Annotated in this window: 12 protein-coding genes and 1 tRNA gene; 8 read left to right on the top strand and 5 right to left on the bottom strand. The window is 67.3% G+C overall.

The window, feature by feature from the left end; genetic code table 11:
- Positions 1-9: 9 nt before the first annotated feature.
- On the top strand, positions 10-1,191 hold the full coding sequence (locus tag ACSQ9A_RS18520; protein WP_436304690.1) for an MFS transporter: 1,182 nt from the start codon (positions 10-12) through the stop codon (positions 1,189-1,191).
- On the opposite strand, the gene ACSQ9A_RS18515 is transcribed toward ACSQ9A_RS18520, so the two are convergent.
- The 4 genes from ACSQ9A_RS18515 to earP form a co-directional block, all read right to left on the bottom strand.
- On the bottom strand, positions 1,179-2,045 hold the full coding sequence (locus tag ACSQ9A_RS18515; protein ID WP_093109868.1) for a TIGR00730 family Rossman fold protein: 867 nt from the start codon (positions 2,043-2,045) through the stop codon (positions 1,179-1,181). The two genes, ACSQ9A_RS18520 and ACSQ9A_RS18515, sit on opposite strands and share 13 nt — an antisense overlap.
- A 41-nt stretch (positions 2,046-2,086) precedes the next feature.
- A complete protein-coding gene (locus tag ACSQ9A_RS18510) occupies positions 2,087-2,863 on the bottom strand; it encodes a crotonase/enoyl-CoA hydratase family protein (RefSeq protein WP_436304689.1) in 777 nt (258 codons plus the stop codon).
- A 61-nt stretch (positions 2,864-2,924) separates the two neighbouring features.
- Positions 2,925-3,479, bottom strand: coding sequence for an elongation factor P (efp, locus tag ACSQ9A_RS18505; RefSeq protein WP_093109866.1), 555 nt, complete (start codon positions 3,477-3,479; stop codon positions 2,925-2,927).
- A gap of 138 nt (positions 3,480-3,617) precedes the next feature.
- Positions 3,618-4,688, bottom strand: coding sequence for an elongation factor P maturation arginine rhamnosyltransferase EarP (earP, locus tag ACSQ9A_RS18500; protein ID WP_436304688.1), 1,071 nt, complete (start codon positions 4,686-4,688; stop codon positions 3,618-3,620).
- A gap of 17 nt (positions 4,689-4,705) precedes the next feature.
- Between earP and uvrC the strand changes: the two genes are divergently transcribed.
- Genes uvrC through ACSQ9A_RS18485 form a run of 3 tightly spaced genes read left to right on the top strand, consistent with a single transcriptional unit; the run spans position 4,706 to position 8,156 of the window.
- Positions 4,706-6,667, top strand: a complete 1,962-nt coding sequence (gene uvrC, locus ACSQ9A_RS18495; protein ID WP_093109864.1) for an excinuclease ABC subunit UvrC — start codon at positions 4,706-4,708, stop codon at positions 6,665-6,667.
- Positions 6,668-6,711: 44 nt separating this feature from the next.
- Positions 6,712-7,278 carry a CDP-diacylglycerol--glycerol-3-phosphate 3-phosphatidyltransferase gene (gene pgsA / locus ACSQ9A_RS18490; protein WP_093109863.1) on the top strand — a complete coding sequence of 189 codons (567 nt, stop codon included), beginning with the start codon at positions 6,712-6,714 and terminating at the stop codon, positions 7,276-7,278.
- A complete protein-coding gene (locus ACSQ9A_RS18485) occupies positions 7,275-8,156 on the top strand; it encodes a DMT family transporter (protein WP_436304687.1) in 882 nt (293 codons plus the stop codon). The genes pgsA and ACSQ9A_RS18485 overlap by 4 nt, the downstream gene beginning before the upstream one ends.
- A gap of 89 nt (positions 8,157-8,245) precedes the next feature.
- Here the strand turns inward: ACSQ9A_RS18485 and ACSQ9A_RS18480 are convergent, their stop codons facing one another.
- Positions 8,246-9,190: a LysR substrate-binding domain-containing protein gene (locus ACSQ9A_RS18480; RefSeq protein WP_436304686.1), complete on the bottom strand. Its 945-nt coding sequence runs from the start codon at positions 9,188-9,190 to the stop codon at positions 8,246-8,248.
- Positions 9,191-9,264: 74 nt separating this feature from the next.
- Here ACSQ9A_RS18480 and ACSQ9A_RS18475 point away from each other — a divergent pair, with 74 nt between their 5' ends.
- From ACSQ9A_RS18475 to ACSQ9A_RS18460, 4 genes are all read left to right on the top strand, one after another.
- Positions 9,265-10,155: an alpha/beta fold hydrolase gene (locus ACSQ9A_RS18475; protein WP_436296341.1), complete on the top strand. Its 891-nt coding sequence runs from the start codon at positions 9,265-9,267 to the stop codon at positions 10,153-10,155.
- A 3-nt stretch (positions 10,156-10,158) separates the two neighbouring features.
- Positions 10,159-11,244, top strand: coding sequence for a tartrate dehydrogenase (locus tag ACSQ9A_RS18470; protein WP_436304685.1), 1,086 nt, complete (start codon positions 10,159-10,161; stop codon positions 11,242-11,244).
- A 228-nt stretch (positions 11,245-11,472) separates the two neighbouring features.
- Complete coding sequence (locus ACSQ9A_RS18465) at positions 11,473-11,745, top strand: HU family DNA-binding protein (protein WP_007830705.1); 273 nt, start codon at positions 11,473-11,475, stop codon at positions 11,743-11,745.
- A 17-nt stretch (positions 11,746-11,762) separates the two neighbouring features.
- Positions 11,763-11,838 (top strand) — tRNA-Val (locus tag ACSQ9A_RS18460).
- The last annotated feature ends 63 nt before the right edge of the window (positions 11,839-11,901 follow it).

The raw sequence follows: 11,901 nt of genomic DNA, 5'->3' as shown, positions 1-11,901 counted from the left end.
CAAGACTGCATGACCCCGGAGCTGCTGAAGCTCATCGCGGCCCAGATCTGTTTGCATGCGGCAATGACCGGCCTGCGCTTGGCGGGCCCCTTGCTCGCGCTCCAGCAGGGCTACAGCGCGGCGGCGGTGGGCCTGCTGATCGCGCTGTTCGCGCTCACGCAGGTTTTTCTGGCGCTCCCGGCCGGTCGCTTTGCCGACCGGCATGGGCTCAAGCGGCCGCTGATGCTGTCGGTGATCGCCGCCTCCGTGGGTACGGCGCTCGTGGCCGTCGTTCCGTGGTTTTCGGTGATGTGCCTCGCGGCGCTGATGACCGGCGGCGCCACCGGTGCGGCCGTCATCGCGCTGCAGCGCCATGTCGGACGGGCCGCGGCCGATCCGGTGCAGCTCAAGAAGGTGTTCAGCTGGCTCGCGATCGCGCCGGCCGTGGCCAACTTCGTGGGGCCCTTCTGCGCCGGATTGCTGATCGATCATGCAGGCCGAACCCCGGCCGACCTGCCAGGCTTTCGCATCGCATTCGCGGCGCTGGCGCTCTTGCCGCTTGCGGGCTGGTTCTTTGCGCGCAAGACCCCCGAGCTGCCGCGCGTGTCCTTGCCGGCCGGCGGCGCCAGGCCGCGCGCCTGGGATCTGTTGCGCGAGTCGATGTTCCGGCGCCTGCTGTTCGTGAACTGGCTGCAGTCTTCGGCCTGGGACGTGCATGCTTTCGTGCTGCCCATCCTCGGCCACGAGCGCGGACTGGGCGCTTCGGTGATCGGCTCGATCCTCGGCGCCTTCGCGATCGCGGCCGCGGTGATACGGATCGTGCTGCCGCTCGTGGCCTCGCGTGCGTCGGAGCGCAGCGTGATTGCCGCGTCGACGGTCGTCACCGCGCTGGTGTTCGCGGTCTATCCGCTGTTGTCGTCGGCGCTGGCGATGGGCGTGTGCTCGGTGGTACTGGGCTTCGCGCTCGGCGCCGTGCAGCCGATGGTGATGAGCATGCTGCACCAGATCACCCCGCACGCACGCCACGGCGAAGCGCTCGGGCTGCGGCTCATGGCCATCAATGCCTCGAGCGTCGCGATGCCGATGCTGTTCGGCTCGGTCGGTGCGCTGATCGGCGTCGCGGGCGTGTTCTGGCTGGTCGGCGGGGCGGTGGCCCTGGGCGCGCGAGCGGTGTGGGGCTTGCAACTGCCCCGGCACGATCAGAGCTTGTAGAAGCGCTTGATTGCGTCCCAGGCGTCCTGCGGCGCGTCCACGTACTCGATCAGCTTCACGTCCTCGGGCGAGATCACGCCCTCCTCGGCCAGGAAGTCGAAATTGATCAGCTGCTTCCAGTAGTCCGAGCCGAAGAGCACGATCGGCACCGGCTTGGCCTTGCGCGTCTGCACCAGCGTGATCACCTCGAACAGTTCGTCCAGGGTGCCGAAACCGCCCGGAAACGCGACCAGCGCCTTCGCCCGCATCATGAAATGCATCTTGCGGATCGCGAAGTAATGGAACTTGAAGCTGAGCGCCGGCGTGACGTAGGGATTGGCTTCCTCTTCCATTGGCAATGCGATCGCAAGACCGACCGAGAGCCCGCCGCCTTCGTAGGCGCCACGGTTGGCGGCCTGCATGATGCCGGGGCCGCCGCCGGTGCAGACGAAGAGCTTGTCCGCCGGATCCTTGTCGTCGCTGTACTGTGCGACCAGCTTGCCGAAGGCGCGCGCCTTCTCGTAGTAATGGGAGCTGCGCGCCAGCCTGCGCCAGCGGGCCGCCGCCACCGCGTCGCCGGCGGCATCGGCCTGGGCGATCAGGGCACCGGATTCCTCCTCGCTGCGAAAGCGGGCGCTGCCGAACACCACCACCGTGTTCTCGATGCCGTGCGCGCGCATCTCGAGGTCGGGTTTCATCAGCTCGAGCTGCATGCGCAGCCCGCGCGTTTCGCGGCGCAGCAGGAACTCGGGGTCGGCAAAGGCGAGGCGCGAAGGATCGGAATGGAGGGGAAGGCCCTTGTCGGCGTGGGACTGAAGGGTGGCCCAGGCGTCGGCGAGGCGTTTGTCGTGGAGGTCGTGCGTGCTGTTGTGCATGGTCTGGCGAAGGGTTTTTCTTGGATTGTGCGCGCGGTTGCTCAGAACCGGCCGTGCCGGCCCGCGCCGCCGACGAAGCGGGCCGCGCCGGCCGCACCCTCGGTGGCGACGATCGGTGCGCCCAGTCGGCCTTCCTGCTGCAAGGCTTGGGCCAGGGGCAGGTCCCACTGGGCATAGGCGGATGCGCGGTCGGCCAGCATGCATTGCTGCGGAAAGGCCGCCAGTTCGCGCGCAAGCTGTTCAGCCGTCTGCCGCGCGCCGCCGTCGGGCACCACGCGATTGACCAGGCCCATGGCGAGCGCTTCGCTGGCGGCCACGGCCCGGCCGGTAAGGATCAGGTCCAGCGCCCGCCCCATGCCGACGATGCGCGGCAGCCGCACGGTGCCGCCGTCGATCAGCGGCACGCCCCAGCGGCGGCAGAACACGCCGAGCACGGCGCTGTCTTCGGCCACGCGCAGGTCGGCCAGCAGGGCGAGTTCGAGGCCGCCGGCCACGGCATGGCCGCTGATGGCGGCGACGAGCGGTTTGGCCAGTGCCATGCGCGTCGGCCCCATCGGTCCGGTGCCGCCGCCTTCGGGATCCACCTCGTTGCGGCGCGCCGGGTCGTTCACCGCGCTCAGGTCGGCGCCGGCGCAGAACACGCCGTGTTCGCCCCAGAGCACCGCCACGCGTTGGCTGTCGTCGGCCTCGAAGCGCTCGAAGGCCTCGCGCAGCTGCCTTGCCATCTCACGGTCCACCGCATTGCGCTGCCGCGGGCGGCTCATGACGATGGTGCTGACGGGGCCGTCGATCTCGGTGCGAACAGAAGCTGCGCTCATGGCACGAAGCGTACGCAAAAAAGGCTCCCTCGGGAGCCTTCCTTGTCGGCGCAGCAGGCGTTTAGACGCGTTTGCGGTATTCGCCGGTGCGGGTGTCGATTTCGATGCGGTCGCCCTGGGCAACGAACAGCGGCACGCCGATCTCGAAACCGGTTGCGATCTTGGCCGGCTTCATGACCTTGCCCGAGGTGTCGCCCTTGACGGCCGGTTCGGTCCAGGTGATTTCGCGCTCGACGCTGGTCGGCAGTTCGACCGAGATCGCCTTGCCGTCGTAGAACACCACTTCGACCGGCATACCGTCTTCGAGGTAGTTGAGCGAGTCGCCCATGTTCTCGGCTTCGACTTCATACTGGTTGTACTCGGTGTCCATGCAGACGTACATCGGGTCGGCGAAGTAGGAGTAGGTGCACTCCTTCTTGTCGAGCACGATCTGCTCCATCTTGTCGTCGGCCTTGAACACGACTTCGGTGTTGAAGTTGGCGATCAGGCTCTTGAGCTTCATGCGCACGGTTGCGGAGTTGCGGCCGCCGCGGCTGTATTCGGTCTTGAGGACGACCATCGGGTCCTTGCCGTGCATGATCACGTTGCCGGCGCGGATTTCTTGAGCGATTTTCATAATCAGGGTCTCTGGATGTTGGCCGCTCGGTGTGCCATCGGGTTCGTATATCCCTTTGACACATTCACCGCGGCGGGTTCAGCGGAAGGTGCGGCAAACGGGGCTGACCCCGGCCGGAAATCCGCAAAGCCCGCAATTTTAGCTTTTTTGGGCGACGAAGCGCAGCAAGCGGGTCAGAAGATCATCCTGCGCGAGCAGGCACGCGCGCGCGGCGGCGCAGGCGGCGCCCCAGGAAGCCAGCGCCGCATCGTCCAGCGCCGGCAGTTCGCCCTCGGCCATCCCGTTCCACAGGTGGTGGAAGCGGCGCAACGAAGGCGGGGCTTCCAGCCAGTCGAGGAAGGCGCCCAGCTTGGTGTGGTGGGCGTCGTCGTCCTGCGCATAGATCTGCCAGACGAAGGGCGACCCGGCCCAGAGAGCCCGCACCAGCGAGTCTTCGCCGCGCACGAAATTCAGGTCGCAGGCCCAGAGCAGGTGGTCGAAGTCGGTCTGCGGCAGATGCGGCAGCCAGGTGATGTAAAGCGCGCCGCGCCGGGCCGGGCCCGGCGGCAGGGCACGGGCCGCGCGGCCGGCGGTCACCAGCAGATGCGTGGGCTCGCCGGCGCTCTCGAACTGCGCGAGCAGTGCATCGAGGGCCGGTGGCTCGTAGCAGAACAGGCAGACAAGGCGCTCGCCGTGCCATGCGATGCCCTGCTGCGCGAGCCAGGCGGCGCGGTCGAAGCGCTGGCGGCGTTCGAGCAGGTCCCCTTCGCGCAGCAGCCCGCCGGTCGCGGGCGTGAAGCCGGGGTAGAAGAAGTGCTTGGTCAGGCTGGTACCTGGCCCCTTGAACACGGGGGAGGGCAGGCCGTGCAGGCGCTCGACATAGGGTTCGGCCGAAAGGTATTCGAGATTGATCCACACGCGGCGTGCGCCGCCCGGGCGCACGGGCTCGGCAAAACGCGCGATCAGCTCGGGCTCGGGATCGCAGCCGAAGGCCTCGATCAGCACATCCGGCGGTGGGCCGGCGGCGGCCCGTTGCGCGGCATCCCTCCTGTTCCAGGTGACGATTTCGACGCCCTTGCATCCCCCCGGCGCCATCCAGGCCAGCGCCGACGGGTCGTCGATCCAGAGCCGCACCGTTTCGCCCCCGGCGGCGAGTCCGCGGGCCAGCCGCCAGCAGACGCCGGCGTCGCCGTGGTTGTCGATGACCTTGCAGAAGATGTCCCAGCGCATCGCGAGATACTCTACAGATGTCCGAGACGCATTCCGATCAACTGCTCAGCGAGGTGGCGGCACTGCCGCAACTGCCGGGCGTCTACCGCTACTTCGACGCGGCAGGCGCCGTGCTGTACGTGGGCAAGGCGCGCAATCTCAAGAAGCGCGTCGCCAACTACTTTCAGAAGAACCACGCCGGCACGCGCATCGGCCACATGATCTCGAAGATCGCCCGCATGGAGACCACGGTGGTGCGCTCCGAGGCCGAGGCGCTGCTGCTCGAGAACAACCTGATCAAGACGCTCAAGCCGCGCTACAACATCCTGTTTCGCGACGACAAGAGCTACCCCTATCTCAAGATCGCATCGCACACCTTCCCGCGCCTGGCCTACTACCGCGGCGCGGTCGATCGCAAGCATCGCTACTTCGGCCCGTACCCGAGCGCCTGGGCGGTGAAGGAGTCGATCCAGCTGCTGCAGAAGGTGTTCAAGCTGCGCACTTGCGAAGACACCGTCTACGCCAACCGCACGCGGCCCTGCCTGCTCTACCAGATCAAGCGCTGCACCGGCCCCTGCGTGGGCTACATCACGCCCGAGGCCTACGCGCAGGACGTGGCCAACGCCGAGGCCTTCCTGATGGGCGACACGCAGGCCGTGCTCACCCAGCTCGAGGCACGCATGATGGCGCACGCCGAAAAGCTGGAATTCGAGCAGGCGGCCGAGCTGCGCAACCAGATGTCGGCGCTGTCGCGCGTGCTGCACCAGCAATCGGTCGAGATCGCCTCCGACAAGGACGTCGACATCCTGGCGGTCAAGGTGCAAGGCGGCAAGGCCTGCGTCAACCTCGCGATGGTGCGCGGCGGCCGGCACCTGGGCGATCGCGCTTACTTCCCGGTGCACGTCGAAGACGCGACGCAGATCCAGCATGGCGAGAGCGCCATGGAAGGCGAGGAGGCCGCGCCGCCCGCCGAATCGGTCGAGGTGCAGGTGCTCGAGGCCTTCATCGCGCAGCACTACATCGATGTGCCGGTGCCGCCAACGCTGGTGTTGAGCGAGCTCGTGAGCCGCGAGCTGATCGAGGCGGTCGCCCAGCAGGCCGGCACCCGCGTCACGGCGGTGTTCCAGCCGCGCGAGCAGCGCCGGCACTGGCTCGAAATGGCGCAGACCAATGCCGGGCTCCAGCTCGCACGCCTGCTCGCCGAGGAGGGCTCGCAGCAGGCGCGCACGCGCGCGCTGGTCGATGCGCTGGAACTCGCGCCAGACGAGCTCGACAACTTCCGCGTCGAATGCTTCGACATCTCGCACACCGCCGGCGAGGCGACCCAGGCCTCGTGCGTGGTGTTCGAGCACCACACGATGCAGAACCGCGAGTACCGCCGCTACAACATCGAGGGCATCACGCCCGGCGACGACTATGCGGCGATGCGCCAGGTGCTGCATCGCCGCTACGGCAAGCTGGCCGAGGCGATGGCAGCGGAGACGGACGCGCCACCTGCCGGCGACGCAGGCGGCGTCGGCACCGATGCGCGGCCGGGCACGCGGGCGGCGCGCATGCCCGACCTGGTGCTGGTCGACGGCGGCAAGGGCCAGGTGTCAATGGCGCGCGAGGTCTTCGGCGAGCTGGGTCTGCCGCTGTCGCTGATCGTCGGCGTGGAGAAGGGCGAGGGCCGCAAGGTCGGGCTCGAAGAGCTGGTGTTCGCCGACGGCCGCGAGAAGGTCTACCTCGGTCGCGATTCGGCGGCGCTGATGCTGGTCGCGCAGATCCGCGACGAGGCGCACCGCTTCGCGATCACCGGCATGCGCGCCAAGCGGGCCAAGGTGCGGGTGGGCGGCAGCCAGCTGGAAGACATCCCGGGCATCGGCCCCAAGCGGCGCGCGCGCCTGCTGCAGCGCTTTGGCGGCATTCGCGGGGTGGCGGCGGCCAGCGTGGAAGACATCGCCTCGGTCGACGGCATCGCGTTCGATCTGGCCGAAGAGATCTATCGCGCGCTGCATTGACCGTCGACTCGAAGGCATACCTGCCCCGTGACACAATCGCTGCAATGTTCTGGACGCTCCCAACGATCATGACCTGGACGCGCATCGTCGCGATTCCGCTGATCGTGGGCGTGTTCTACCTGCCGCTGGCAGAGCCGATGCGCAACCTCATCGCCACGGTGATGTTCATCGTGTTCGCCGCGACCGACTGGCTCGACGGCTTTCTGGCGCGCAGGCTCAACCAGACCTCGGCCTTCGGTGCCTTCCTCGATCCGGTGGCCGACAAGTTCCTCGTGTGCGCCTCGCTGCTCGTGCTGGTGCATCTGAACCGCGCCGACGTGTTCGTGGCGCTGATCATCATCGGCCGCGAGATCGCCATTTCCGCCTTGCGCGAATGGATGGCGCAGATCGGCGCCGGCAAGAGCGTGGCGGTCCACATGATCGGCAAGATCAAGACCGTGGTGCAGATGGTCGCGATCCCTTTCCTGCTTTTCAACGGCACCTTGTTCGGCCTGATCGACACCGGGGCCTGGGGGCAATGGCTGATCTGGATCTCGGCCGTGCTCACGGTCTGGTCGATGGTGTATTACCTGCAGAAGGCCATTCCCGAGATCCGGGCCCGCGCGAAATGACGGGCACAGCCCGGCCGTCGGGTTGGCTGCGCGCCATGCCCACGGTCTTCGTGCTCATCTGGAGCACCGGCTTCATCGTCGCGCGCTATGGCATGCCCTATGCCCCGCCGCTCAAGTTTCTGGCGGTGCGATATGCGCTGTCGGTGTTCTGCTTCCTCATCTGGGTGCGGCTCGCGCGCGCGAACTGGCCGGAACAGCGCACGCAGTGGCGGCACCTCGTGGTCACCGGCGTGCTGATGCAGGCGGGCTACCTCGGCGGCGTCTGGGCCGCGGTCCGGGCCGGCATGGGCTCGGGGCTCGTCGCCTTGCTGGTCGGCATTCAGCCGGTGCTCACCGCCGTCTGGTTGTCCATGTGGGGCGGCTCGATCACGCGCCGCCAGTGGGCCGGACTGGCCCTGGGCTTCGCGGGCCTGGTGCTGGTGGTGTCGCGCAAGTTCGGCGAGGGCGGGGAGGTGAGTGCGATGACCATGGGCCTGGCGCTGATGGCGCTGTTCTCCATCACGGCCGGCACGCTGTACCAGAAGCGCTTTGTCGCACCTTGCGACGTGCGGTGCGCGGGCGCCATCCAGCTCGCCGCCGCCCTGATCGTCACGATGCCCTTCGCGGCGTTGGAATCCGACAGCATCCAGTGGAACCTGTACTCGGGCGGCGCGATGGCCTGGTCGGTGCTGGCGCTGTCGCTGGGCGGCAGCTCGCTGCTCTACATGTTGATCCAGCGCGGCACGGCGACGGCGGTCACGAGCCTGCTCTATCTCGTGCCACCGTGCACCGCGGTAATGGCATGGCTTCTCTTCGCGGAGCCGATCACGGCGATGACCTTGGCAGGCATTGCGATGACGGCCATCGGCGTGAGCCTGGTCGTGCGCGGGGAAAGGTAAACCGGCTCCCACGCTCCGTCACTGCGTGTACTCGCTGCCCCCCCGAGGGGGCCGCAGGCCGCCTTGGGGCGGCCCGGCGTCGGCCTGATTCAGCGCGAACGCTTGCCCTCGGGTTTCCACGGCTCGCCGCGAAAGCGTTCGATCAGGAAGTCGACCAGGACGCGCACTCGTTTTGGTGTCTTCGGGCGCCAGGGTGCGATCCACTGGATGTCGGCGTCCGGCATCGCGAACTGCGGCAGCAGTTGCACCAGTTCGCCCGATGCGAGCTGCGGGGCGATGTCCCACAGGCTGCGCAGCATGATGCCCTGGCCGGCGAGGCACCAGTCGCGCACCATCTCGCCCGAATTGCTCGACAGTGGGCCGCGCACGCGCACACGCGCCGTGCTGCCGTCCCTGACGTGACGCAGCGTCCAGAGCGCGGCCTCCCGTTCGCTGCCGTCGCCGTTCTCCCGCGCCACCAGGCAGTCGTGCGCGGCCAGCGCGGCGAGATCCGCGGGCTTGCCACGCCGCTCGAGGTAGCTCGGCGCTGCGGCCAGCACGCGCTGATTGCGCGCGATCCTGCGTGTGACCCAGTCGCCGGCGTGGCGACGCTGCACCGGCCACAGCCAGAGCGCGCCGTCGTGGCCTTCGGCGCCGAGGTCGGGGAGTTGCTCCATCAGCTGCAACTGGAACTGCAGCGCGGGGTGCTGCTCGCGAAAAGCCGCGAGCGCGGGGCCGAGCCAGCGCCGGCCGAAACCGAAAGTCGCAACAAGGCGGATCGTGCCGGCCAGCTCGTTTTGGCGCTCGCCGAGCTCGTTCTCGAGCGCCGCAAAGCCGGCCAGCAGGCTCTTGGCGTGCAGGCACACGGCTTCGCCTTCGGCGGTGAGGTTGAGCCGGCGCGTGGTGCGATCGAACAGGCGCTGGCCGAGCCGTGCCTCGAGCGCGCCGAGCCGCTTGGTGACGACGGAGGGCACGACGTCCAGCGCCGCCGCCGCGCCCGCGAGGCTGCCGCGATCGCGGATGGCGATCACCAGTTCCAGGTCTCCACGGTCCATTACTGCCATTTTGGAAAGTATCAATTGGCTGATTGTTGCTTGATGCTGTGCGGCACGCAACGCACAATCGGCCCGTGTTCACCTCGTTCTCCACCTTCGACCTGTCGCGCAACGGCGTGCGATTGCACGGCCGCATCGGCGGACACGGCGCGCCGCTGCTGCTGCTTCATGGCCATCCGCAGACGCATGCGATCTGGCATCGCACGGCCCCGGCGCTGGTGGAGCAGTTCACGGTCGTCATGGTCGATCTGCGCGGCTACGGCGATTCGGGCCGCCCTGCGGCGGATGCGGACCACGCGCACTACAGCAAGCGCGAGATGGCGCTCGATGCGCTGTATGCCATGCAGCAGCACGGCTTCTCACGCTTCGGCGTGCTGGCGCACGACCGCGGCGCTCGAGTGGCGCACCGGCTCGCGGCGGATCATGCGCAGGCGGTCGAACGGCTCATGCTGCTCGACATCGCACCGACCCTCGCGATGTACCAGAACACCTCGGAGGCCTTTGCGCGCGCCTACTGGCACTGGTTCTTCCTGATCCAGCCGCCGCCCTTGCCTGAAGCGCTGATCGAGTCCGATCCGGTGCGCTACGTTCGCAGCGTCATGGGCAGCCGTCATGCCGGTCTCGCGCCCTTTGCACCCGAGGCCTTGGCCGAGTACGAGCGGTGTGCGGCGATCGAGGGCACCGCGCGAGGTATCTGCGAGGACTACCGGGCCTCGGCCACGATCGATCTCGAACACGATCGCGCGGACATCGCCGCCGGCCTCAAGCTGACCCAGCCGCTGCGCGTGCTGTGGGGCGAGCATGGCGCGGTGGGCCGCTGGTTCGACGTGCTCTCGCTGTGGCGCGAACGCGCCGTCGACGTGTCGGGCGCGACCTTGCCTTGCGGTCACTACATTCCTGAGGAGGCGCCGCGCGAGCTGCTGGCCGAGGCGCTGTCTTTCTTCAACACCACTCCAAGGATCTGAGACATGAGCGCCCAACGAATCGCAGTCATCGCCGGCGACGGCATCGGCAAGGAAACGATGCCCGAAGGACTGCGTGTGCTCGATGCCGCGGCACGCAAGTTCGGCATCGATCTTCATTTCGACCATTTCGATTTTTCGAGCTGGGACTACTGCGAGAAGCACGGCAAGATGCTGCCCGACGACTGGAAGGATCAGATCGGCGGGCACGACGCCATCTACTTCGGCGCGGTCGGCTGGCCCGAGAAGATTCCGGACCATGTCTCGCTCTGGGGCTCCCTGCTGCTGTTTCGCCGCGAGTTCGACCAGTACGTCAACCTGCGTCCCGCGCGCCTGATGCCGGGCATCGTGGCGCCGGTGGTCCGGCGGGACGGTACGCCGCGGCAGCCCGGCGAGATCGACATGTACATCGTGCGCGAGAACACCGAGGGCGAGTACTCGAGCATCGGCGGGCGCATGTACGAGGGAACGGCGCGCGAGATCGTCGTCCAGGAGACCGTGATGTCGCGCGTCGGCGTGGACCGTGTGCTCAAGTTCGCCTTCGAGCTCGCGCAATCGCGACCGAAGAAGCACCTCACCAGCGCGACCAAATCCAACGGCATCTCGATCACCATGCCGTACTGGGACGAGCGCGTCGCCGCGATGGCGAAGAGCTATCCGGGCGTCAAGCTCGACAAGTTCCACATCGACATCCTGACGGCGCACTTCGTGCAGCGTCCCGACTTCTTCGATGTCGTGGTGGCGAGCAATCTGTTCGGCGACATCCTGTCCGACCTCGGACCTGCATGCACCGGCACGATCGGCATCGCGCCGAGCGCGAACCTCAATCCGGATCGCACCACGCCCTCGCTGTTCGAGCCGGTGCACGGCTCGGCGCCGGACATCGCCGGCACGGGCATCGCCAATCCGATCGGGCAGATCTGGTGCGGCGCGATGATGCTGGAGTTCCTGGGCCACAAGGCTGCGCATGACGCCATCCTGGCAGCGATCGAGAAAGTACTGGCGCCGGCGAGCGGCGCACCGCGTACGCCTGACATCGGCGGCAGCGCGGGCACGACTGACCTGGGTCGTGCGGTCGCACAAGCGCTCTGAAAAGAGCCGGCGCAAAACACCACTAAAATCGCGGTCCTCGCTGGATTGCGCGGCTGAGTGTCGTATTGACACCCCGTGGACCAGTGGTTGTAATCCTTGTCGGCAGTGCGCTGCCGGCGCGTCAGAACTGCCATCCTTTTTCATTCATCACACCCCATGGCACCGTCATGGGGCCGGCATTGTTTCTGACGTTACCTGATCAACAATTTTTTCCTGCAAGGGGTCCTTGTGAACAAAACCGAACTGATTGAGCACATCGCAAAAAACGCCGATATCTCCAAAGCCGCTGCCACGCGCGCACTTGAATCGACCATCGGCGCCATTCGTACCACGCTCAAAAAGGGCGGTTCCGTATCGCTCGTCGGTTTCGGCACCTTTGCAGTCGGCAAACGCGCTGCGCGCACGGGCCGCAATCCGCGCACCGGCGACGCGATTAAAATCAAGGCCGCCAAGATCCCGAAGTTCCGTCCCGGCAAGGCGCTCAAAGACGCGCTGAACTGAGACACTGGTTCCCGGTGGGGTGCTTAGCTCAGCTGGTAGAGCGGCGCCCTTACAAGGCGTAGGTCGGGGGTTCGAACCCCTCAGCACCCACCACCCGATGCAAAGGCGAACACTCAGTTCGCCTTTTTTGTTTGCTGTTTCGTTCATCCCGCAGAG

This window comes from Variovorax sp. LjRoot290 (assembly GCF_964253985.1).
In the GTDB taxonomy this organism is placed as follows: domain Bacteria; phylum Pseudomonadota; class Gammaproteobacteria; order Burkholderiales; family Burkholderiaceae_C; genus Variovorax.
Note: the sequence above shows the minus strand (reverse complement) of the source record. Positions and strands in the feature narration are given on the sequence as shown.

Coding starts and splice junctions, on each gene's coding strand:
- ACSQ9A_RS18520 (WP_436304690.1), top strand. CDS start 10: ATGACCCCGGAGCTGCTGAAGCTCATCGCGGCCCAGATCTGTTTGCAT.
- ACSQ9A_RS18515 (WP_093109868.1), bottom strand. CDS start 2,045: ATGCACAACAGCACGCACGACCTCCACGACAAACGCCTCGCCGACGCC.
- ACSQ9A_RS18510 (WP_436304689.1), bottom strand. CDS start 2,863: ATGAGCGCAGCTTCTGTTCGCACCGAGATCGACGGCCCCGTCAGCACC.
- efp (WP_093109866.1), bottom strand. CDS start 3,479: ATGAAAATCGCTCAAGAAATCCGCGCCGGCAACGTGATCATGCACGGC.
- earP (WP_436304688.1), bottom strand. CDS start 4,688: ATGCGCTGGGACATCTTCTGCAAGGTCATCGACAACCACGGCGACGCC.
- uvrC (WP_093109864.1), top strand. CDS start 4,706: ATGTCCGAGACGCATTCCGATCAACTGCTCAGCGAGGTGGCGGCACTG.
- pgsA (WP_093109863.1), top strand. CDS start 6,712: ATGTTCTGGACGCTCCCAACGATCATGACCTGGACGCGCATCGTCGCG.
- ACSQ9A_RS18485 (WP_436304687.1), top strand. CDS start 7,275: ATGACGGGCACAGCCCGGCCGTCGGGTTGGCTGCGCGCCATGCCCACG.
- ACSQ9A_RS18480 (WP_436304686.1), bottom strand. CDS start 9,190: ATGGACCGTGGAGACCTGGAACTGGTGATCGCCATCCGCGATCGCGGC.
- ACSQ9A_RS18470 (WP_436304685.1), top strand. CDS start 10,159: ATGAGCGCCCAACGAATCGCAGTCATCGCCGGCGACGGCATCGGCAAG.